The sequence below is a fragment of the Ephemeroptericola cinctiostellae genome (assembly GCF_003339525.1).
Classification (GTDB): Bacteria; Pseudomonadota; Gammaproteobacteria; order Burkholderiales; family Burkholderiaceae; genus Hydromonas; species Hydromonas cinctiostellae.
This window is the reverse complement of the sequence record NZ_CP031124.1, coordinates 1,762,658-1,785,530: the sequence shown is the minus strand read 5'-3', so window position 1 is coordinate 1,785,530 and position 22,873 is coordinate 1,762,658. Positions and strand designations below refer to the sequence as shown.

Annotated in this window: 15 protein-coding genes; 9 read left to right on the top strand and 6 right to left on the bottom strand. The window is 46.5% G+C overall.

What is annotated here, in order from left to right; translation table 11 throughout:
- Window positions 1-84: 84 nt before the first annotated feature.
- The 3 genes from dinB to lplT form a co-directional block, all read right to left on the bottom strand.
- On the bottom strand, window positions 85-1,161 hold the full coding sequence (gene dinB, locus DTO96_RS08055) for a DNA polymerase IV (RefSeq protein WP_114563025.1): 1,077 nt from the start codon (window positions 1,159-1,161) through the stop codon (window positions 85-87).
- Window positions 1,162-1,244: 83 nt separating this feature from the next.
- Window positions 1,245-1,772 carry an adenine phosphoribosyltransferase gene (gene apt, locus DTO96_RS08050; protein ID WP_225972460.1) on the bottom strand — a complete coding sequence of 176 codons (528 nt, stop codon included), beginning with the start codon at window positions 1,770-1,772 and terminating at the stop codon, window positions 1,245-1,247.
- A 54-nt stretch (window positions 1,773-1,826) separates the two neighbouring features.
- Window positions 1,827-3,089, bottom strand: coding sequence for a lysophospholipid transporter LplT (lplT, locus tag DTO96_RS08045; protein WP_114563024.1), 1,263 nt, complete (start codon window positions 3,087-3,089; stop codon window positions 1,827-1,829).
- A gap of 309 nt (window positions 3,090-3,398) precedes the next feature.
- On the opposite strand from lplT, the gene alr reads away from it, so the two are divergent.
- Window positions 3,399-4,478, top strand: a complete 1,080-nt coding sequence (gene alr, locus DTO96_RS08040; RefSeq protein ID WP_114563023.1) for an alanine racemase — start codon at window positions 3,399-3,401, stop codon at window positions 4,476-4,478.
- Window positions 4,479-4,622: 144 nt separating this feature from the next.
- Here alr and recQ read toward each other — a convergent pair whose 3' ends face one another.
- Window positions 4,623-6,437 (bottom strand): DNA helicase RecQ, encoded by a 1,815-nt coding sequence (gene recQ, locus DTO96_RS08035; RefSeq protein WP_114563022.1) that lies wholly within the window; start codon window positions 6,435-6,437, stop codon window positions 4,623-4,625.
- A gap of 124 nt (window positions 6,438-6,561) precedes the next feature.
- Here recQ and DTO96_RS08030 point away from each other — a divergent pair, with 124 nt between their 5' ends.
- Window positions 6,562-8,772 (top strand): UvrD-helicase domain-containing protein, encoded by a 2,211-nt coding sequence (locus tag DTO96_RS08030; RefSeq protein WP_114563021.1) that lies wholly within the window; start codon window positions 6,562-6,564, stop codon window positions 8,770-8,772.
- A gap of 157 nt (window positions 8,773-8,929) precedes the next feature.
- Here the strand turns inward: DTO96_RS08030 and DTO96_RS08025 are convergent, their stop codons facing one another.
- Together DTO96_RS08025 and DTO96_RS08020 are read right to left on the bottom strand one after the other, a co-directional pair.
- Entirely contained in the window at window positions 8,930-9,832 is a 903-nt protein-coding gene (locus DTO96_RS08025) for an AEC family transporter (RefSeq protein WP_114563020.1), read from the bottom strand.
- Window positions 9,833-9,900: 68 nt separating this feature from the next.
- Window positions 9,901-10,665: a sulfite exporter TauE/SafE family protein gene (locus DTO96_RS08020; RefSeq protein ID WP_114563019.1), complete on the bottom strand. Its 765-nt coding sequence runs from the start codon at window positions 10,663-10,665 to the stop codon at window positions 9,901-9,903.
- A 97-nt stretch (window positions 10,666-10,762) separates the two neighbouring features.
- Between DTO96_RS08020 and DTO96_RS08015 the strand changes: the two genes are divergently transcribed.
- The 7 genes from DTO96_RS08015 (at window position 10,763) to DTO96_RS07985 (ending at window position 22,816) form a co-directional block, all read left to right on the top strand.
- Entirely contained in the window at window positions 10,763-11,665 is a 903-nt protein-coding gene (locus DTO96_RS08015; RefSeq protein WP_114563018.1) for a LysR substrate-binding domain-containing protein, read from the top strand.
- A gap of 147 nt (window positions 11,666-11,812) precedes the next feature.
- Window positions 11,813-12,589: a class I SAM-dependent methyltransferase gene (locus tag DTO96_RS08010; protein WP_157964376.1), complete on the top strand. Its 777-nt coding sequence runs from the start codon at window positions 11,813-11,815 to the stop codon at window positions 12,587-12,589.
- Window positions 12,590-12,729: 140 nt separating this feature from the next.
- Window positions 12,730-13,974 carry a BaiN/RdsA family NAD(P)/FAD-dependent oxidoreductase gene (locus tag DTO96_RS08005; RefSeq protein WP_114563016.1) on the top strand — a complete coding sequence of 415 codons (1,245 nt, stop codon included), beginning with the start codon at window positions 12,730-12,732 and terminating at the stop codon, window positions 13,972-13,974.
- Window positions 13,975-14,153: 179 nt separating this feature from the next.
- Complete coding sequence (locus DTO96_RS08000; RefSeq protein WP_114563015.1) at window positions 14,154-16,328, top strand: type I secretion system permease/ATPase; 2,175 nt, start codon at window positions 14,154-14,156, stop codon at window positions 16,326-16,328.
- On the top strand, window positions 16,325-17,746 hold the full coding sequence (locus DTO96_RS07995) for an HlyD family type I secretion periplasmic adaptor subunit (protein ID WP_114563014.1): 1,422 nt from the start codon (window positions 16,325-16,327) through the stop codon (window positions 17,744-17,746). Before DTO96_RS08000 ends, DTO96_RS07995 begins: the two co-directional genes overlap by 4 nt.
- A gap of 149 nt (window positions 17,747-17,895) precedes the next feature.
- Complete coding sequence (locus tag DTO96_RS07990; protein WP_114563013.1) at window positions 17,896-19,641, top strand: hypothetical protein; 1,746 nt, start codon at window positions 17,896-17,898, stop codon at window positions 19,639-19,641.
- Between the two features lie 109 nt (window positions 19,642-19,750).
- Window positions 19,751-22,816, top strand: a complete 3,066-nt coding sequence (locus DTO96_RS07985; protein WP_114563012.1) for a calcium-binding protein — start codon at window positions 19,751-19,753, stop codon at window positions 22,814-22,816.
- Window positions 22,817-22,873 lie beyond the last annotated feature (57 nt).

The following is a 22,873-nucleotide window of genomic DNA, read 5'->3' as shown; positions in this document are numbered from 1 at the left end:
AGTAAGTAAAAAAGCAGCTCAAATGCATTGAGCTGCTTTTTTACTTTTTGAAGGTTTCTCATCGTTTGTGTTCAATGCTTCGCATCATTCATTAAACAAGCAATCCATTTGCAATGGGTCATCCGATTCACGCAGGCGAATGCCAATGCCCAATAAACGTATGGGCTCTTGATGACGCGTACATGCCGTTTTAAGCAACTCATGAAATTGTTCGAATCCAATGTGGGACGTGTTGTGTTCGACACTTTTGACCCGAAAGCTGGTCAGACGCAGTTTCACAAAAGCTTTTTTAATTTGTTGTGACGCATTGGCTTTTTCTACTCGTTCAAGCAGTTCGTCATACAATATTTTTAACTGCGGTAGGCATTCATCAAATCCATTTAAGTCGTTTAAATAAGTGGTCTCTACACTGATGGATTTGCGAAGGTGATTGTTGTGTACACTGCGATGGTCTATGCCTCGGCACAGTTGATACAGTTGCATGCCCAACTTGCCAAACTGTTCTCGTAAAAAAGGCAACTCGCGTTGGCGCAAATCGGCACAGTTGTTTAAATTTAAAGCATGCATTTTGGCGGCGGTGCGCGGACCCACGCCGAATAGGCGTTCAACGGGGAGCTGCTCAACAAAAGCCTCAATTTCATGCGGTCGAATGACAAATAGGCCGTCGGGCTTATCCCAATCGCTGGCAATTTTTGCTAAAAACTTATTGGGCGCAACGCCTGCGGAGACGATGAGTTTTAACTCTGTTTTGACACGTGCGCGGATTTCACGTGCGATTCGGGTGGCGCTGCCTTGATGGTGATGGCTGTTGCTGACGTCCAAAAAAGCTTCATCCAAAGACAATGGTTCAACCAAATCGGTGTAATCACGGTAAATGGCAAATATGGCTTTTGAGGCAGCTTTATAGCGGGTAAAATCAGGAGGAACAACAATAAGTTGTGGGCACAAGCGTAGGGCATGTCGTGTGGGCATCGCAGAGCGCACACCAAAGGCGCGGGCTTCATAATTACAAGTGGCAATCACACCACGACGATCAGCTTGCCCACCCACGGCGAGTGCGTGTCCAATATATGCGGGGTGATCGCGCATTTCCACTGCTGCATAAAAGCAATCGGCATCAAGGTGGATGATTTTACGGGTATTTTGCGGTGTGGCACTCATGGTGCGGTGGTGCTCATAGAGTGCACAATCAGAGAGGTGAGCGAGTGACGTGGGGTTATTTCAACGTCACAGGGGGAGGTGTTTTAAGCTGGAACGGTCATCATTGAAAAAATATCGAAACCAGCCAATTTATCACGCCCGCCCAAGCCATCCAATTCGAGCAAAAAAGCAAACCCTATGGTTTCGCCGCCAAGCTGGGTGACGAGCTGAGTTACGGCATGGGCAGTGCCACCTGTCGCCAATAAGTCATCCACAATCAACACACGCTCACCTGGTTTGATGGCATCAGCATGAATCTCAAGGCGATCGGTGCCGTATTCAAGTGCATAATTGACACCAATGGTGACCGATGGCAGTTTATTTGGTTTGCGCACAGGGACAAAGCCTGCCCCCAATTCATAGGCCAATGTGGGGGCAAAGATGAAGCCACGTGCTTCGGTGCCAATGACTTTATCAATTTTTTGATCTCGGTATTGATCAATGAAGCCCTTCATGATGGCACGCAAACCTTCAGGGTTTTCAAGTGCAGTCGTGATGTCGTAAAACAAAATGCCTTCTTTTGGATAATTAGGCACTTGGCGAATCAAGGATAAAATATCGATAGAGCTCATGTGGTGTTCTGTTCGTGTGTGTGGTTTATGTGTCAATAAAATCAACCCAAAACATCAGGTGTGATCGTGATGGGCAATTTCTTCAATTAGTTTGTCGGCATTATAATGGACTTTATTATACAGATACCAGCGGTAAAACAAATACATCAACAGGGTGATTAAAACAACAAAAAAGACGATCGAAGTATGTAAGGGGACATGGAAATATTTTAACCCAGCGTACACCGACAACATGAGTAAAATGCTCAAGTTTTCATTGAAGTTTTGAACTGCAATGGAATGCCCAGCACTCAACAGCACATAACCACGATGCTGAAGCATTGCATTCATGGGCACGATAAAGAAACCAGCCAAGGCACCAATGCCAATCATCAATGGAAAAGCCATCCAAACTGAGCGAATCCAAAGCAACGAAATCAATGAAATACCAATAAACATGCCGACTGGAATCACTGAAGTGGCTCGGCGCATCGCAACAAAACGTGCGGCCAATAATGCGCCAATGGTGCTGCCGACGCCGACAAAGGCTTGCATGGCCGACGCCTGTTCAAGCGTTTTTCCCAAATCTGTTTGCGCCCAGTCTAAGATAATGAATTGCATGACCGCTGCCACCCCCCATAATAAAGTGGTGATGGCCAATGAGATTTGACCGAGTTTATCGCGCCATAAAATGAGATTGCATTGCCAAAAATCTTTAATGAGTTTCCAAGGTGTGTGCGCCTGTTTCCCATAAATCACGCCGGTATCAGGAATGATGCGGTTAAGCAGGGCAGCAAAAGCATACACCCCACAAATGATCGCAATGGCCGTTGTGGCTGGTGACAGGGTGATGAATGGTAAGGTGTTGATCAACCAGTTATGTGTAAAAGAGGAGGACAAAAAGCCACCCAAAACCGTGCCAAAGATGATGGATAAAATTGTTGCCGCTTCCATCCAACCATTGGCTGCCACCAGTTTTTCAGCTGGTAACAGTTCGGTGATGATGCCATATTTGGCGGGTGAGTAAGCCGCAGCACCCAGTCCAACTACGGCATAAGCCAACATGGGATGAATGCCAAAGAGCATGATGGCACAGCCAATTACCTTAATGGTGTTCGTGATGAACATCACATTGCCTTTGGGGCGAGAGTCGGCAAAAGCCCCCACAAATGGTGCGAGAAGCACGTATGAAACGGTAAAAAAAGCTTTGAGCAACGGTTCTTGGCTGCGATCAGCGAGCATCTCGCGTAGCAGGGCAATAGAAGCTATGAGTAAAGCATTATCGGCCAGCGATGAAAAAAACTGTGCCGCCAAAATGATATAAAAAGCACGGGTCATGTGTGTGAAACGCTCTTAGTTTGGTGTATTTGAGAAACGCATTGTGAGAATGTGATCAAATGGGGTTTGAAAAAATTCAAATAAACATTCAAACAAGCGCGAGTGAGCGTTCTTTCCTTATTGAAAATCGTCTAATATGTGTCAGCAGGCGTTTTATAACATGATTTTAAGCCACGGGGGTTTTTTTCGCTAAAAACTTCCAAAAAACACCATGAAATAATAACTTATTGTGTGCCATAAAAATTACTGCATTATCGAGATCTATTGTGTAGAATATCGGATAATTTCGATTAACAATAGGAGTTTATCATGCCGCGACCGATAATTGCCACGATATTTACTGATGCAATTGCACACAATATTAAACGTGCGCACCAAGCATCAGGCGCCAAGGTTTGGGCAACCATCAAAGCCAATGCCTATGGTCATGGCATTGAACATATTTTCAAAGGATTGCAAGGTGCGGATGGTTTGGCCATGCTTGACTTTGCAGAAGCGCAGTTGGTGCGTGATTTGGGTTGGGACAAACCTGTGCTCATGCTTGAAGGTGGATTTGAAGTGGCTGATTACAAGTTGGCAGAACGATTGAATCTGACCATGGTAATCCATTGCATTGAACAAATCGAATGGTTGGAGCAAGCGGCATTAAGCCAGCCGCTCAATGTGTATTTGAAAGTTAATTCGGGGATGAACCGTGTTGGTTTTGCACCCGATGCATACGTGAGCATCTATCGTCGAGTGCGTGCATTGGCTTGCGTAGGTGAGATCACTTGCATGACACATTTTGCTAATGCAGATTTGGAGAATGGCATTGTTGAGCCCATGCGTCGATTTGGTACTGCAACGGCTGAATTAATGGCTGAAAACCCAAATCTACCGCGCAGTTGCAGTAACTCTGCAGCCACCCTCGCTCATCCTGAAGCTCATTTTGACTGGGTGCGTCCTGGCATCATGACATATGGTGGCAGTCCTTTTGGGGACAAAGGGGCTGCGGAGTGTGGTTTAGAAGCGGCGATGGCATTGGATTCTGAAATCATTGCCGTACAACACATCCAAGCTGGCGAGTCGGTGGGCTATGGCTCTAAGTTTACCGCGATCGAGGACATGACCATTGGCGTGGTGGCCTGTGGTTATGCCGATGGCTATCCACGTCATGCGGCAACGGGGACGCCCGTGTTGGTTGACGGTGTGCGGACGCGCCTTGTTGGGCGGGTGTCGATGGACATGTTGATGGTTGATTTGAATCCTGTCCCCGCTGCCAAAGTGGGCAGTCCTGTGCAATTATGGGGTAAAGACATTGCGATTGATGATGTGGCACGTGCCTCAGAAACCATAGGCTATGAGCTGATGTGTGCGTTGGCGTTGCGAGTGCCTGTGCGGGTGGTTTAATTCAAGTTTTGATATATGGTTAAAGATACGGTTAGAGATGCCGTTGGAGATGGCATTAAATGATCTGATCCGTTGATGATTGCGGTGGAGCACTTTTTTGATCCATTTGCATCGGTTTCATGTAGGTTCAGTTGAAACAAAAATTTAGATGAATTCCGCCACCACTTCAATGATTTCCGCCCCATAGTTATCCAGTTTCTTCTCGCCCACGCCCGATAACCCACGCAGTTCATTCAGATGCGTGGGTTTTTCTATGGCGATTTCGCGCAAGGTGGCATCGTGGAAAATCACGTATGCAGGGACATTGTGGGCGCGTGCGGTCTCAAAACGCCAGCTGCGCAAAGCTGCAAAAATTGCTTTTTCGATGTCGGATAAATTGGCATCTTGAACGTTTGCGGAACTGTGGTTTGCAGTGCGTTTGGTTTTGACTGGTTTTTCGTAGATGCGCAGTTTGACTTTTTGTTCTCCTTTGAGTACAGGACGAGCGAGTTCGGTCAATTGTAATGAGCTGAAGCTTTCAAAATCCACTGTGAGTAAATTTTGTGCAATGGTTTGGCGAATCACTGCACGCCATTCGGCTTCGGACGCATCTGCGCCAATGCCAAAGGTGGACAATTCTGCATGGTGAAATTGCTGTACGCGTTCGGTGTCAATGCCCCGCAGAACATCGATGATGTGGCCTGTGGCGAAACGTTGTTTAACGCGATAAACGGTGGACAACAGCTTTTGCACCTGTTCCGTGCCGTCCACTGCTTTGGGCGGATGCAAGCAGGTGTCGCAGTTGCCGCATGGCTCGCTGCTTTGATCAAAATAATGCAGCAGCTGCACGCGGCGGCAGGTGATGGTTTCACACAGGCCAATCATGGCATCGAGCTTGGCGTATTGCACCCGTTTGAAATCATCGCCTGCTTCGGACTCGGCGATCATGCGCCGCTGTTGTACCACATCTTGTAATCCGTAGGCCATCCATGCGTTGGCAGGTGCGCCATCGCGCCCCGCACGACCTGTTTCTTGATAGTAGCCCTCAATGCTTTTGGGCAAATCAAGGTGGGCGACAAAGCGCACGTTTGGCTTGTCGATGCCCATGCCAAAGGCGATGGTTGCGGTCATGACCAGATTGTCTTCACGCAAGAACCGTGCTTGATTGGCGGCACGCACGCTGATGTCCAATCCGGCATGGTACGGCAGGGCTGGGATGCCATTTTTGCTCAAAAAATCAGCTGTTTCTTCGACTTTTTTGCGTGATAAGCAATAGACAATTCCCGCATCACCAGCATGTTCGGCTTTGAGGTAGTTAAGCAACTGTGCTCGGCCATTGTTTTTTTCAACGATGGTATAGCGAATGTTGGGGCGATCAAAGGACGAAACAAATTCACGTGCTTCAGTCAATTGCAAACGCAGCGCTATTTCTGCGCGGGTTTGTGGGTCAGCAGTGGCGGTTAATGCGACCCGAGGTACGCTTGGAAATTGCTCATGCAGCACCGACAGCTTGATGTATTCGGGGCGGAAGTCATGCCCCCATTGCGAGACGCAATGGGCCTCATCAATCGCGAATAAAGCAATATCGAGCGATTGCAGCAGATCCAAAGTGCGTGGCATCAGCAGCCGCTCTGGTGCAACGTACAACAAGTCCAAAGCACCCGCGCGCAATTGTCGTTCGACATCTTGTGCCGTCTCATAGTCCTGTGTCGAATTTAAAAAAGCCGCTTTCACACCCAATTCATTGAGGGCATCGACCTGATCCTGCATCAGTGCGATCAATGGCGAAACCACCACACCCACGCCTCGACGGACAATCGCTGGAATTTGGTAGCACAATGATTTACCCGCACCTGTCGGCATAAGCACCAACGCATCATGGCCATCAATGATGTTTTGTATGATGTCACCTTGATGACCTCGAAAAGCAGGGTAACCAAAAGTGGTTTGTAAGACGGACAGGGCAGTGAGAGGGGGCATGACGGACTTTAAGAGGAATAATTCAAAAACACACGGCATTATAAAGGCGTGACACTGTAAAATGTCGATTGTTCCGCACATTGCGCGTTTTAAATCCAATTCCCTCTCGATTCACTAAGGTTGCATGAATAATCTCGAAAAACAAATGTCTGTCCTCAATCCCACACAGCTGCAAGCCGTGACGCTACCTGCGCAATCCGCGCTGGTTCTCGCGGGGGCGGGTTCGGGTAAAACCAGTGTGTTGACCACGCGCATGGCATGGTTGATCAGCACGGGTCAGGCGCGCATGCCGTCGATTCTGGCTGTGACGTTCACCAACAAGGCGGCAAAAGAAATGATGACTCGCTTATCAGGCTTGTTGCCGATGAATACGCGAGGCATGTGGGTGGGTACGTTTCATGGGTTGTGCAATCGTTTTTTACGGGCGCATCATCGCGAATCGAATTTACCACAGACTTTTCAAATTTTAGACACCGCTGATCAGCTTTCGGCAATCAAGCGATTGCTCAAAGGTTTGCAAGTGGATACTGAAAAGTTCATCCCCAAGCAAGTACAAAATTTCATCAACAGTTCTAAAGAAGAAGGCCTGCGTTCGTCCGATGTCGAAGCGAAGGATTATTTTTATAAAAAAATGCAGGAGATTTACGCCGCTTACGAGGTGCAATGCCAGCGCGAGGGGGTGGTTGATTTTTCTGAGTTGTTGTTGCGTGCATATGAAGTGCTCAAAGCCAACGAAGCTTTGCGTGCCCATTATCAAGCGCGATTTTCGCATATCCTGATTGATGAATTTCAGGACACCAACAGTTTGCAATATGCGTGGCTGAAGTTGCTCGCCAGCCCACAGACGGTGATGATGGCGGTGGGGGATGACGACCAATCGATTTATGCGTTTCGTGGGGCTAAAGTCGAAAACATGCGTGATTTTGAACGTGAATTTGCGCAACACAATGTGATTAAATTGGAGCAAAACTATCGCTCTTACGGTCACATTCTCAACGCGGCCAATGCTTTGATTAAACAAAATGCCAATCGTTTGGGCAAAAACCTGTGGACGGATCGTGGTCATGGTGAGCCTGTGCGCATTTATGAAGCGGCCAGCGATTATGCTGAATCGGATTTTGTCATTGAACAAATCAAGGCGCAGATCAGTGAGGGCGCGGCTCGCAAAGACATCGCCGTGTTGTATCGAGCCAATGCCCAATCGCGCATCATCGAGCACGCTTTATTCAATGCAGGCATCCCATACCGCGTGTATGGCGGCTTGCGTTTTTTTGAACGGGCTGAAATTAAACATGCGTTGGCCTATTTGCGTCTGATTGACAACCCTCATGACGACACATCGTTTATGCGCGTAGTCAACTTTCCCACGCGCGGCATTGGCACTCGCACTTTGGAGCAATTGCAAGACATTGCCAAAGCCCTCAACTCATCCTTGTGGGGGGCGGTGCAGCATGCCACAGGCGCAGGAGCCGCCAAGCTGATGGCTTTTGCCCGCATGATCGACAGCATGCGCTTTGACACCGAACATTTGCCTTTATCTGAGCTGGTCGATCATGTGACCACGCACAGTGGCTTGATGGCGCATTACAACGCCGATAAAGAGGGGGCAGATCGCATCGAAAACTTGAATGAATTGGTCAATGCCGCCGCCGCATTCACACAGATTGAAGGCCATGCCTCCGATGCATCTGCCGCCGCAACCGCAGAAGACAACACGGTCATGAGCCCATTGGCAGGCTTTCTCAGCCATGCGGCGTTGGAAGCGGGCGACAATCAAGCGCAAGCAGGACAAGATGCAGTGCAATTGATGACCGTACATGCTGCTAAAGGTTTGGAGTTTGATACAGTGTTTGTTTTGGGTTTGGAGGAGGGCTTGTTTCCCCACGAAAACAGTTTGTCTGATGAAGGTGGTGTTGAAGAAGAACGTCGTTTGATGTACGTTGCCATCACGCGTGCGCAAACCCGTTTGTACATGACTTTGGCACAACAACGCATGTTGCATGGCAAAACCCGTTATGGCATTAAATCACGCTTCTTGGATGAATTGTCCGAGGATGATCTCAAATGGCTCACACCTCGTGTGCGCTACGATGCTTGGGCCGCAACTGCTCAAACGGGTGAAGTGGAAACGCCATCGTTTGGTAGTTTCAAAGAAACCAAAAAAGACACGCTTGGTTATCGGGTCGGGCAATCGGTTGGTCATGCTAAATTTGGCGATGGTGTGGTTGTCAAACTCGAAGGCAGTGGTGAAGATACGCGTGCTTACATTAATTTTGGTGGCAAAGTGGGTATTAAGTGCTTGGCGTTGAGTATTGCAAAGCTAGAAGTGCGGTAATTATTATTGTTCAGACAAAGAGTTATTCAGGTGCAAAGCATTGCCTGTGATGCTACCCCCAACATTGGTGATTTGACCGCTGGTATTCAGGTTTAAGGTTTGAGTTGAACTCGGGAAAAAATAGATTTCTAGTTTTCCCGAGTTTTTCATATGACTTTTAATTTATGAATATCATCATTAAAGGCACACTCACAATCGCCAAAATGGTGCTTAGCATCACAGCTGTTGCGGCTTTTTCAGGATGTACATTCAATTCATTGGCAATCACCACGGTATTACCCGCCATCGGTACGCAAGCCATCAGCAAAACCACTGCTTTTTCGGTGCTGCCGATTGTTGCTCCACATGCATGGATGAGGAGCAAAATAGCCGCAGGCCAATACATGTATTTCCAGCCCAATGCAGCGGCTAGAAATTTCAAATCAACCTCAAAGTGTTCAAATTTAGACAGCGTAATGCCTATCACCATCATGCCTAAAACACTGTACGTTCCTTTGAAATTGCTTAAACTGTTGATAATCACATCGTTGGGTGTTAAATCGGTTAATTTCAATACATACGCCAGTGCAAATGAATACAGAATGGGCATCTTGATCACTTTTTTAAAGCTGTCTTTTATTGAGTGCTGTCCTAATGAGGTGATGTAATAGCCCACCGTAAATTCATATAAATTAACCCCAAGAATAATAAAAACTGCAATCGCTGCACCTGTTTTATCAAACATCGCCAACGCAATCGGCAAACCAAAATAACCCGTATTCCCCGTGCCGCCTGAAAATGCAAATAAGTTTTTAGTGTGATCGACCCAAATGAGTCGACCCATTTGATACGCCAAAAGCGCAGTGACTGAGCAAAATAAAAACGCAGCAATAGAAAACTGTAAATAATTTCCCTTAGGGGCTTGCAGCACAGAAACAAACATAACCGCAGGCGAAATCACATACACCAATAACGTCGAAATGTCTTTTTGATTGATTTTAATTTTTTTACCTACAAATATGCCCACCAATGCAATGCATATTAAAAAACCAACCCTTGTTAAAACCTCTTTAATATCCATTTTGTTTGTCTTTCTAATTGAAATGTGTCAATGATGAAATGTGTGCCAATGAGTGTTGAATGTTTTGCTCATACCCCCAAAGTGACTCGCAATATTGACCACAGTGCAGTCAGAAGTAACATCACGGCAAAGATGGTGCGTATCTTCGCTTCGGGTAAACTGTGAGCCACCGCGACACCTGCTGAGACTGTCAGTATGCCGCCTGCGCCCATGCTCCAGTACACTTGTTGTGCCGTACTGTAACTGAGTAAAGCGATCAATGCGCTTGGAGCCACCAAGGCGAGAGACAATCCTTGTGCCGCAACCTGCTTTTGCCCAAACCAACGGGTGAACAGTGGGGTGGCCACCAAACCACCGCCGACACCCAACAACCCCATGCAGCCACCACCAATTACACCCACCAAAGGCATGAATTTTGATGCAAACGGGCGATGCATGGGTTGAATGGTTTGTGCTCGATTCACTTTTAATAAACGCACACCGAGCATCAAAAGGAAAACATTGAAAACCAAATGCAATGCGGCTTGATTGACACTTGTCGCCACATGGGCGACCGCCCATGTGCTCAATGAAGCGACAACCCCAATTCGAAGCATTGTGCCAAAGGGGATGGGGTGCTGTCGGGCGTATTGCCACCAGCTGACGAGTAGATTGGGCACCATTATCACCAAGACGGTGCCTTGCGCCATGGCTTGTGGCATACCAAAGCCCATCACCAACATCGGTATTGCGATGATGCCACCGCCAATGCCAAATAAACCGCCAAAAAACCCAAGCCCAGCGCCCAGACACAACAGTTCAAGCGTTTGAATGATAAGTGTAGAGCCTTGCATGATGTTGTCCTGTTGTTTACAATAGGTTTCATCATAGCATTGTTAAAAAATACATCAATAGCTATAAAATCATCTAATTAATTACAAAAACACACGAATGAAATCTATTTCCGATCTCGTTTTTTTTGAGCTGCTTGCTCAACATGTCAGTCTGGCTTCAGCCGCTGAAGCAATGGATGTGACGCCACCTGCGGTTAGCCGACGTTTGTCTCAGATGGAGAAAAGGTTAAAGGTCAAGTTGCTCAATCGCACCACACGACGACTGAGCCTGACACCAGAAGGTGAGTTATATTTGGAGCGGGGCTGCACCATTTTGAGCGAACTGGCTGCTTTGGAACGGGACTTAACGAATTTAAATAGCTTACCAAGCGGGTGTTTAAGCATTAATGCAACGCATGGGTTTGGGCGGCAATTTTTGCCAAATGTAATCAGTGATTTTGTGAGTCTCTATCCTGAAGTCAGTGTTGTTTTACACATCTCTGACCAACCGATGTCAATTTCAGAGCATGGGATTGACATCGGGATTCGCCCCAGTACACCGCCAAACAGCCGATTGCACGCCAAGATGCTTGCACACAATCCACGTGTGTTATGTGCTGCACCTGCGTATGTGCAGAAATATGGCATGCCCAAGGTGCCACGTGATCTGCAAACTTTAAATTGTATTGTAACGAGAGAAAACTCGACGACCTTCAGCAATTGGCAGCTCACAGATGGTAAAAGCCAAGAAACGATCAAGGTTCGCGGTTCACTTAGTACCAATCAAGGTGAGATTGCCCTTGATTGGGCTTTGGCAGGGCATGGGGTTTTGTTGCGCTCAGAGTGGGCTGTCAGTAAACACATTGTTGCGGGCACCTTGGTTCGAGTGCTTCCGTCGTGGCAAGGACCAAGTGCAGACATTCATGCTATTTATGCACCACGAAAGATACCTCAGGCTAAGGTCAGCGCATTCATTAATTTTTTGAAGGATCGGTTGTCTGCTGAAATGTCAAATCGTTGATCCGTTTATGCTCAAGTTGTGCCGTTGAACACGGCCTTAAAAATACCCCCCAATACCAAAACACCATTGGGTGGAGGAGATGTTTGATGATAAGATGCGGTTGCTGATTTAATGAGGTTTTTTATGATAGAAGCAGGGGAAGAGAGCATGAAAAAAGTTTGGGAGTCATTGTCTAATTCAGGGACACAAGAGGAGGCATATCCTGATAACCCGCGCACAGACATACGAGGCATGTTTTCCTTTCAACCCAAACGAATTTTGGACATTGGCTGTGGCTTGGGGGCGGTCAGTGGGACGATCAAGCATGATTTTCCAGAGACATTTGCATGGGGGTGTGAGCTCAATCCCATCACCGCTGATGTGGCGCAGACCCGCTTGGATAAAGTGAGTCGATCACCAATGGAGGCGTGGGGGGGCGATGAACTGGAGCTGTTAAAATCAGTGGACACTGTATTGTTGCTTGATGTCCTTGAGCACATGTACAACCCATGGTCGACATTGCAAATTTTACGCGAACATCTGCCAGAGCACGCACAGGTGATTGTGAGTTTACCCAATTGTGCCAACATCCATATTTTTCATGAGCTGGCCAATGGATTTTGGCATTACAAACCAGCAGGGGTGTTGGATGTGACTCACATTCGCTTTTTCACACAGTATGAGATGCAGAAAATGTTTTATGAAACGAGATTTAAGGTGGCGAGGCAAGCTTATCCCTATTTCTTGCCTTACATTCAAGAGGATCGGGTGTTTCCATTTTGGTTTGGTGGTGAATCCATGCAAGTGCATGTGAAAGATCAATCGCATTGGGAAAGTTTAAATGCTGTTCAAATCTATTTTAACCTCGTTACTGCGTATGATGAGCAGTTGAATGAGGAGGAATTGATGCTTAAACATGGACGCCATCCTGAAACACTCTCATGAATTGAGGCTGATTTACTTGAGGTTGATTCACCCAAGCAATTGTGAAAACAATGGTTTGGACTGTGTTGTGATGTCCCGTTGCTGATTGCAGGAGGGACTGATAACAGCTTTTTTATGAAATAAGAACGATAAAGAGAATTATGAAGCAAAGTATTCACACCATCATCATCGGGGCGGGAGCAGCAGGAATGATGGCCGCCGCAGTGGCTGGGCAACGTGGCGTTAAAGTGGTATTGATGGATCATGCGACAAAAATCGGGGAAAAAATTCGAATTTCTGGCGGTGGACGGTGTAATTTCACCAATACAGCTTTGGATGGGGGCGATGCGTCTCCATATTTTGTGTCCCAAAACCCTCGTTTTGTGCGTTCTGCGATGAGCCAATATACCGCGCGTGATTTTATGAATTTGTTGCGTGAGCACCGCGTGCGTTACCATGAAAAACACAAAGGCCAGTTGTTCTGTGACGACTCAGCACAAAACATCATTGATGTGCTTTTTGCTGAATGTGAAAAAGGCGGGGTGCAATGGCGTACAGGCTGTTCGGTGACTGCTGTGCATGCCGTGAATGATGGTTCTGGGATGCGATTTGAGCTGGAAACCAGTACGGCTGGGACATGGCGATGTGCACATTTAATCATTGCCACTGGTGGGTACTCAATTCCAGCGATCGGTGCGAGTGGTTTTGGTTACACTTTGGCTGAACAATTTAATCACACGATTTCACCGACTGCCCCAGCTTTGGTGCCTTTGACTTTTGCAGAATGGGGCAAGCAAGGCTGGACTGAGTTGGCAGGATTGGCTTTGCCTGTGCGCATCGGCACGGCGGAGGGCAAAAAAAACATGTCTTTTGATGAAGATGTTTTAATCAGTCATAAAGGCCTGACCGGGCCTGGGGTGTTGCAGATTTCCAGTTATTGGCAAGCGGGTGCTGCGATTACCTTGAATTTGCAACCCGATGTTGACCTTGAGTGTGCGCTGTGTCAGGGTAAAGTGGGGGCTAAAGTTCAGTTGGATACGGCATTGGCACAGCTTGTCCCCAATTTGCCCAAACGTCTGTTGGCGCACCTTTTGAGCAAGCCTGATTTTGAAAAAATAGCCAAACACAAATGGGCGGATGTGCCTGATAAAGCATTGAAACAATTGGCGCAGCAGGTCAATCAATGGCGTTTGATGCCAAGTGGCACAGAAGGTTATAAAAAAGCTGAAGTCACACGCGGCGGCGTGGCGGTGAAGGAGCTGAACGGTGGGACAATGGAGTCGCGCTTGCATGAAGGGCTGTATTTCGTTGGTGAAGTGGTGGATGTGACGGGATGGCTTGGTGGTTACAATTTTCAATGGGCATGGGCCAGCGGCATGGCTGCAGGTCGGTCTGTTTCTGATTAGGGATTCGTGAGTAAAAGCTTTTAAAAATGTAAATTCAACAAACCATAACTTACAATGATTTAAGCACCACTAAAGTTGAAACCCTTGATTCTTTAATTTTTAAATGGAAGTAGATAGGTTTTTTTCATAGAAGTATATTAAAATTGACATTTCACAATAAAAAGTTATAGGGCTTCAATATGTCGAACAATCCACCCGTAGTACCTGATGGGGTCGATGTCACACAAAACTCTCATCAACCCACTGTAGATACGGGGCTTGCCTGTTTGGTCATCATGGCTCAATTGCATGGTGTGCCTGCGGATGCAGACCAACTCAGCCATCAATACAAAGATAGAAACCACACCTTCAGCCAGACTGAAATCTTACTTGCAGCCAAACAACTCGAATTAAAAGCTAAAGCGGTCAAAATCAACCTTGATCGTCTGGAAAAAACGCCATTGCCTGCGGTGGCGCGTGGTAAAGATGGGCAGTTCTTTATTTTGGCGCGTTTTGATAAAAACCAAGTCCTGATTCAATCGCCCATTGTCGGGCGGCCTGAGTCTTTGTCGATTGAGGAACTTCAAGCGCGCTGGGATGGGGATTTGATTTTATTCACATCGCGTGCTTCATTGGCAGGCGATATGGCCAAATTCGATTTCACGTGGTTTATTCCTGCGGTGGTCAAGTACCGTAAATTGTTGGGTGAGGTGTTGTTGATTAGCTTTGTCTTGCAACTGTTTGCATTGATTACACCGATGTTCTTTCAGGTGGTGATGGACAAAGTGCTGGTGCACCGTGGCTTTACGACGCTTGATGTGATTGCGATTGGGCTGTTTGTGGTGGTGACGTTTGAGGTGGTGTTGACGGGCTTGCGCAGCTATGTGTTTTCGCACACCACCAGCCGGATTGATGTGGAGCTGGGTGCAAAATTGTTTCGACATTTGCTGGCATTGCCGATGGCATATTTTCAGTCACGCCGAGTCGGTGATTCGGTTGCACGTGTGCGTGAGTTGGAAAATATTCGTTCATTCTTGACGGGCAATGTGGTCACATTGATTTTGGATTTGGTGTTCTCAGTGGTGTTTTTGGGCGTGATGTTTTACTACAGCGGTTGGTTGACATTGATTGTGGTGATTTCGTTACCGTGTTATTTCTTGTTGTCTATGGCGTTTACGCCTGTGTTGCGCCGCCGCTTGAATGATCAATTCAATCAAGGTGCAGAGAATCAAGCATTTCTTGTGGAAACGATCACAGGCATTGATACGGTCAAAGCAATGGCAGTTGAGCCGCATTGGACGCGCAAATGGGACAAACAGCTTGCACATTATGTGAGCACCACCTTTAAAACGGCGAATATCAGCACCATCGCCAACAGCGGTGTGAGTTTGGTCAGCAAGCTGGTGACAGTGGCAACAATGTATGTGGGTGCGCGTTTGGTGATTGATAACCAGCTCACGGTGGGGCAATTGATTGCCTTTAACATGCTGGCAGGTCAAGTGGCGCAGCCTGTGATGCGTTTGGCTCAGTTGTGGACAAACTTTCAACAGGTCGGTATTTCGATTCAACGGCTCGGGGATATTCTTAATACACGCACCGAAATTGCAGGCAATAAAAGTGCGTTACCACGTCTTTCCGGGCGCGTGACTTTGGATGATGTGGTGTTTCGCTATCGCCCAGATGGTCAGGAAGTGCTGAAAAAAGTGCGCCTTGACATCGGTGCAGGTGAGGTGTTGGGCATTGTTGGTCGTTCAGGGTCTGGGAAAAGTACGCTGACCAAACTCATTCAACGCCTGTATGTGCCTGAAAGTGGTCGTGTGCTGGTGGATGGAATCGACTTGGCTTTGGTTGATTCATCCAGTTTGCGTCGTCAAATTGGCGTGGTTTTACAGGAAAATATGTTATTTAATCGCAGCATTCGCGAAAACATTGCCTTAACGCAACCAGGTGCGCCGTTGGATGTGGTCATGCAAGCCGCTAAATTGGCGGGTGCGCATGAGTTCATTTTAGAATTGCCAGAGGGCTACGACACCATGGTCGGTGAGCACGGCTCCAGCTTGTCTGGCGGTCAACGCCAACGCATCGCGATTGCCCGTGCACTCATCACCAATCCACGGATCTTGATTTTTGATGAAGCCACCAGTGCGTTGGATTATGAGTCTGAACGCATCATCCAAAACAACATGAAAGCGATTTGCAAAGGCCGTACGGTCATTGTCATTGCCCACCGCTTATCGGCTGTGCGTGATGCCAATCGCATTGTGGTCATGGATCATGGGAAAATAATCGAAATGGGCAGTCACAACGACCTCATTCAAAAAGAGAAGGGCGCGTATGCTTACCTGTACCGCTTGCAACAAGGAGCGCAGTCATGAAGCACCGTTTACAAGCCTTTGGCGATTTAATCAAACGTTATCGAGATGCATTTGGGCAGGCGTGGGAACACCGCGAAGAGCTGGAAACACCCGAACGAAAAAGCATTGAGTCTGAGTTTTTACCCGCAGCCTTGTCCTTGCAAGACACCCCCGTATCACCCGCCCCGCGTATCGTGGCGTGGCTCATCATCGCGTTCATGGTAATCACGCTGTTGTGGGCCATTTTTGGTCACGTGGACGTGGTCGCCACAGCCCAAGGGAAAATTGTACCCAATGACCGGATTAAAACCATTCAAGCCCTTGAAACCTCAAAAGTCAAAGCGATCTACGTCAAAGATGGGCAAGAGGTTAAAGCAGGTGATGTGTTGATCGAGCTGGATACTGCAGGCACGCAAGCCGATCAAGCCCAAGCCGCAGATGAATTGATGGCAGCACGCCTACAAAATGCACGAGGCCAAGCGCTACTGAATGCAATTGCTCAAAGGACTTCACCGAGGCTCGCGCCCATTGAAGGGGTCACAGCAGAAAAACTTCAAGAGGCACAAAGCTTGGTGTCAGGGCAATTTGCTGAATACAATGCCCAATTGGCACGGATTGACTCAACCATTGCCCAACGCAATGCTGAAGTGCAAACCACACAAGCACAGGTGCGTAAACTGGAACAAACCGCACCCATCGCGGCTCAGCGTGCGCAAGACTACAAAAAACTGCAAGAGGATGGTTTCATTTCAAAGCATGCGACGATGGAACAAGAGCAAGTGCAAATTGAGCAAACGGCCGACCTTGCCGCTCAACGCAGCCACATCAAGGAAATCAGCGCTTCTATCCGCGAAGCACAAGCGCAAAAAGCAGAGTTGACGGCCCAAACCCGTCGCACCAGCTTAGACAGCATCACCGAAGCACAGCAAAAAATTGCTACATACGAACAACAGGTATTGAAAACAGAAGCACGCAATGGTTTCATGACACTCACATCACCTGTGGACGGTACGGTACAACAATTGGCGGTGTTCACTGTTGGCGGCGTGGTGTCTGAGGCTCAAGCGGTCATGATCATTGTGCCGCATGACAACCCATTGGAAGTTGAAGCCTACATTGAAAACAAAGACATTGGCTTCGTTAAAGAAGGGCAAGAGGCTGAAATCAAAGTTGAAACCTTCCAATACACCAAATATGGCACGATTCATGCCAAAGTGGTTTCGGTGTCACACGATGCCATCAACGATGAGAAACGCGGTTTGGTCTACATGTCACGTATTAAAATGGACAAATCCAGCTTGAATATCGATGGCACAGATGTGAAACTTTCTCCTGGTATGGCGGTGTCTGCTGAAATTAAAACCAATCAACGCCGGGTGATTGAGTATTTCTTAAGTCCTTTGATGCAGTATGGGCATGACAGTTTGAAAGAACGGTAAGCTTTTTTGGATATCAAGTATTGGTGCGGCTCGTTGAGGAAATATGCTAAAAATATAAGCCCTTTCGTGGCTGCCGTGCAAACTCACTGTTTAAATAATACGACTTAAAGTCTCGTGATGCTTTACTTAGAAAAATTAAGGGAGAAATAATGATGACTGAGTTGAGCGAAGAACTTAAACAAATGTTGCTTCGAAAAGAGTATGCAGAGGTTGAAGAGATATGCTCGAGCGCTCTGGACTCATCTGAGCCCGATAGCGTGCGCCTCGAATACTATATCCGTGCTGTATTGGCCAACAAGCAATGGCGTAAAGCCATTTATGCGTGGGAGAAATTGTGCACCCACAATGTAGAAGAAAGCCTTAGTATTGGTCTCTTACGAGCTTTTATCTGCGCACCCGATGCAGTGACAGACATGAGTCTATTTTCACATTTGTTTGAACATGAAGATTTTTCGTTTATCCTAGTCGAGTTGATGTTGTTCAATAGGCCACACTTTACGGGTGTTGTTAAGCCTATTTTAGCCGATAAACTGTATGGCTTTATAAATACCAACCCACTTACTAAAAACCTATGTCCCAGCGTGGCCATACTGGGTATAGAAGCACTCAAAGATGAGGTAAAATCATTTCTGTCGCAAAACATTATGTTGTACTCTTTTGAAGAAATCTGTACGTTCCATGATGCGATAAAAAAGTTCTATGGTTATGATGTTTTATACGAGTGCTTAGATATTGAGCGACTGCATTCAAGTGAAAATGTTTTTACTTTTTTAATTTTAAACGAAATCCAGCAACAAAAATTAACCACGGCTCAAGCACTTTTCTTACTACAAAAAATCAATCAAGATCTGAAAAAAAGTGACGCTACTCTACCACCGTCGAAAGATATTTTTCTATTTGACAAAGCCAAAGCAGCTTCTTTTTTTATTGTAAACAAGCATTTGGCTGAGTTTAATTACAACAAAAACTGTATGCGCAATGCTATGCCCTCTAAAAAAACGAAGCCACGAGTCGCTTTGTGCATTTCAGGGCAACTTCGTGGCTATCAGCAAGCCTTTGAAACCCTTAAAAACACCATCATCAAAGACCTATCGCCAGATGTGTTTGTACATACGTGGCGCAATATTGGTGGCTATAGGGAGCCTATCTTATCTCACGCACAACGGGTTTTTCCATCAGCATTCTCTGAAGCTTACAAAAATATACTGATGACATGCGACATGAGCATCATGCAGAGAAAGTATCCCACGTTGTTCGCCAAGCTCAACGACCCCACACAAGCCACCACAGATGAATTACGTCTTTTTTTTGGGACAGAACACGTGGTGGTTGAGGATGACACGCAAGCACAGTTTGCAAGCTTCAATAACTTCCAGAAGATGTACTATAAGATCCATGCTTGCCATGAGCTGGCTACGAATTTTGCAAATTATGACTACATCATTCGCATTCGACCAGATAAACCGTTGGCCTATGCAGCGCCAGTTGATTGGGATAAGGTATTTTATGACGCTGACCGTGACACGGCCTACTTAGACGATGTATTAAGGTTACATCCGACGGTAAAAATGGTAGTTGGCGATCAGTTTGCTTTGACCAATGCGGAAACCATGCGAATTTATGCTTCGTCTTGGCAAACTGCGGCATGGTTTAAAGAACAAAACCTACCAGGTGGCTTGCCATTGCTACCCCATAATGCAATCGCCTATCGATTATTAATGGCAGGAAAAACAACTAAAACGATTAAGAACTTAAAATTTCCACCGCTCACCAATTTAGTGTTACCTGCACATGACATCTTAAAATGCTTGGAGATTGATGCGGCACAACGAATGGATGCAGATGATCTGTGTTTGATCTCTGCTGCGCGATCCGACTTATTGGCTGAGATGTAAATTTGGGTTAATTTCTATAAAAATGTGGCTTAGCTTTCTCTTAAATTTGTGTCCTCTTTCATTGAAATAGGCGAATGAAATATGAAAGCGGTCCAAAAGGAGAGATGAAATGATTGTACTGGGAACGAATAATGCGGACACCCTTGGGTCAAGTGGTGATGACACGCTTATTGGTTTGGCAGGTGATGACACTTTAAATGGGTATTTGCCTTGGGGTACTGCTTTGGGCAACACCACCTATCGTTTTTCTAAGGGAGATGGTAATGATGTCGTTAAGGAAAATGCAGGTAGTGATACCATTGAGTTTACTGATGTTAAATCAACTGAGGTTTTTTTTAAGCTTGGAAACAACGGCAAAGATTTGATCATTTTATATGGAACAAACAACTCCATTACGATTTCTGAGATGATTTACTGGCCTTCTGGGAGGGCTATTGAAAATTTTAAGTTCAGCGATGGCGTTATTTGGGACCTCAATGAGTTATACAACAACACGGCAACAACCATTGGCACTTTAGGCAATGACATCATCAGTGGATGGGATGGCTTTAATGTCATTGATGGCAAAGAGGGCGACGACCTCATTAATGGCCAAACTAAAAATGACACTTTATTGGGTGGCCTTGGTAATGATACTTTGTATGGTGGGTACGGTAATGATGCTTCTGATGGTGGAGACGGTGATGATTACTTGTATGATTCATCTGGAAACAACACACTGTTAGGTGGAGCCGGTAATGATTCCTTATATGGCGGAGCTGGGAATGATGTTTTAAATGGCGGAGATGGTAATGACGTTTTATTCGGTGGTGATGGCAATGATATTTATTATATCAATGACATCGGTGACCAGATTTATGATAGCAATGGCATTGCGGATACAGCTTATATCTCAGTGAATGGCGTGAGGACAACGGGGATTGAAAACACCGTTTATACGAATGATGCACAACCGCTTCCTTATTTCATTCGTGCTTTAGATTCTAAATACACGTGGGGGGCTATAGGGCAAGGCCAAACATTGAACTACAGTTTCGCTTTAAATGCTGATGGCGGTGAGGTTGGTTTTGAACTGTATACCGAAGAACAAAAAACGGCGATTCGAGAGGCTTTGCAAAAATACGCCCAGCTCGTCAATTTAACTTTTGTTGAGGTGGTTGACTCAACAAGCGTGCAATTGAGATTTTTTCGTGATGATTTAAGCACTGCGGGTTATGCCGCTTATGCAGGATACGCCAACTATCCTTTTGATTCTTCTAAAGGAGGAGATATTCATATCAAAAACACCATCTCTAATTTGAATCAATTGGATGGATCCTTTGACGTGTTGATTCATGAAATAGGTCATGCTTTGGGCTTAAAACACCCCTTTGAAGATACAGATACTTTACCAACGAGTGAAGACAGTACAACTTATTCCGCGATGAGCTACAACAGCCTCTGGCAAGCCAATAAAAATACAGTTCGAATGTATGATTTAGCCACTTTGCATTATTTTTATGGTGTTAACGCTTCGCAACGTTCAGAAAACAATACATATGCTTTCAGTGATGCTAACTTCACTGATCATTACGTGTGGGATGGGGCTGGCGTGGATGTCTTTGATGCAAACAGCCAAACTCAAAATGTAAGTGTTAATTTGAACCCAGGCAGTTGGAACTTTATTGGAAGTAAAGCAGTGAGTATTTTGTCTGCAGGTCAGAGCTTTATTGGCTTTGGTACCTTGATTGAAAATGCGGTGTCTGGTAGTGGCAATGACACCGTGATCGGTAATGCACTTGACAATCAAATTCACACCAACGCAGGCAATGATTGGCTTAAAGGTGGGGCTGGGAATGACAGCTTGTATGCAGGAGAGGGGAACGATACACTCAACGGTCAAGTGGGTGCAGATGTGATGGTTGGTGGAAATGGTGATGATTATTACTATTTTGACAATGTGGGTGATGCTGTGATTGAGGTGGTTGACGCTGGATTGGATTGCGTTGAGGCCAGTGCAAACTGTACGCTGAACGATAATATTGAAAACTTGGTTTTATCTGGTTCCGGTGCTTTAAGTGGAATGGGTAACGCGTTGAATAATCAAATGAAAGGGAGTGCCGAAAATAATACGCTTAAAGGCATGGCGGGCAACGACTCCTTGCTGGGTTTTGCGGGCAACGACGCTCTGGATGGTGGTACAGGCAATGACACGTTGCGTGGCGGTTTAGGCAACGATGTATTGAATGGTGGCGATGGGATCGATTGGGCCGATTATGTCGACATGACGGCCAGTGTCAATGTCAATTTGAACATCACAACGGTTCAAGTCACGGGTGCGGGTGGTTCAGATACCCTCACAAACATTGAAAACGTTCGTGCTGGCAGTGCCAACGACAATCTGAAAGGCAATGCCTCAGACAATGTGCTTGATGGTCAAGCTGGGAACGACGCTCTGTTTGGTAATGCAGGCAATGACAACCTCATCGGTGGGGCTGGCAACGACATCCTGAATGGTGGTTTGGGCAATGACAACTTAAGTGGGGGGGATGGCAATGACTGGGCGGACTACTTCGACTCAACTGCGGCTGTCAGCGTTGATTTGCGCCTTGCGACCCAGCAAAACACCGTGGGTGCAGGCTTGGACATCTTTTACAATATTGAAAACCTCCGTGGCGGACTCGGCAACGACACCTTGAATGGCAGCGTGTATGCCAATGCTTTGGTCGGACAAGCGGGCAATGATTTTATGGTGGGCAATGGTGGTAACGACACTTTGTACGCAGGCCTAGGCAATGACACCTTATTTGGTGGCACTGGCAATGACACCTACCAATTTAATCGTGGCGATGGTCAAGACACATTGACCGATGCCGATGCAACGGTGGGCAACAGCGACACCTTGGCATTCCAAACCGGTGTGACCAACAGCCAACTCTGGTTGACCCATACGGGCAATGATTTGGTGGTGAGTGTGATTGGCACCACAGATAAAGTCACCATTAAGAATTGGTATGTCAGCAGTGCCAACCATGTCGAGTCCATCACTGCAGGAGGCAAGACATTGGCGGATGGCAACGTGAATGCTTTGGTTGCGGCCATGTCTGCATTTTCGCCGCCTGCTGCTGGACAAACTACTTTACCCTCCAGCTATCAAACCGCTTTGAATCCTGTGATTGCGGCAAACTGGGTTTAGTGGTAAAAAGCTCAAAGCATCAATGACCGATACGGCTTCATTGACACACTTTCAACA

Bases quoted from the DNA above. Each gene is read 5' to 3' on its own strand.
- dinB (WP_114563025.1), bottom strand. From the start codon at position 1,161: ATGAGTGCCACACCGCAAAATACCCGTAAAATCATCCACCTTGATGCC.
- apt (WP_225972460.1), bottom strand. From the start codon at position 1,772: ATGAGCTCTATCGATATTTTATCCTTGATTCGCCAAGTGCCTAATTAT.
- lplT (WP_114563024.1), bottom strand. From the start codon at position 3,089: ATGACCCGTGCTTTTTATATCATTTTGGCGGCACAGTTTTTTTCATCG.
- alr (WP_114563023.1), top strand. From the start codon at position 3,399: ATGCCGCGACCGATAATTGCCACGATATTTACTGATGCAATTGCACAC.
- recQ (WP_114563022.1), bottom strand. From the start codon at position 6,437: ATGCCCCCTCTCACTGCCCTGTCCGTCTTACAAACCACTTTTGGTTAC.
- DTO96_RS08030 (WP_114563021.1), top strand. From the start codon at position 6,562: ATGAATAATCTCGAAAAACAAATGTCTGTCCTCAATCCCACACAGCTG.
- DTO96_RS08025 (WP_114563020.1), bottom strand. From the start codon at position 9,832: ATGGATATTAAAGAGGTTTTAACAAGGGTTGGTTTTTTAATATGCATT.
- DTO96_RS08020 (WP_114563019.1), bottom strand. From the start codon at position 10,665: ATGCAAGGCTCTACACTTATCATTCAAACGCTTGAACTGTTGTGTCTG.
- DTO96_RS08015 (WP_114563018.1), top strand. From the start codon at position 10,763: ATGAAATCTATTTCCGATCTCGTTTTTTTTGAGCTGCTTGCTCAACAT.
- DTO96_RS08010 (WP_157964376.1), top strand. From the start codon at position 11,813: ATGAAAAAAGTTTGGGAGTCATTGTCTAATTCAGGGACACAAGAGGAG.
- DTO96_RS08005 (WP_114563016.1), top strand. From the start codon at position 12,730: ATGAAGCAAAGTATTCACACCATCATCATCGGGGCGGGAGCAGCAGGA.
- DTO96_RS08000 (WP_114563015.1), top strand. From the start codon at position 14,154: ATGTCGAACAATCCACCCGTAGTACCTGATGGGGTCGATGTCACACAA.
- DTO96_RS07995 (WP_114563014.1), top strand. From the start codon at position 16,325: ATGAAGCACCGTTTACAAGCCTTTGGCGATTTAATCAAACGTTATCGA.
- DTO96_RS07990 (WP_114563013.1), top strand. From the start codon at position 17,896: ATGATGACTGAGTTGAGCGAAGAACTTAAACAAATGTTGCTTCGAAAA.
- DTO96_RS07985 (WP_114563012.1), top strand. From the start codon at position 19,751: ATGATTGTACTGGGAACGAATAATGCGGACACCCTTGGGTCAAGTGGT.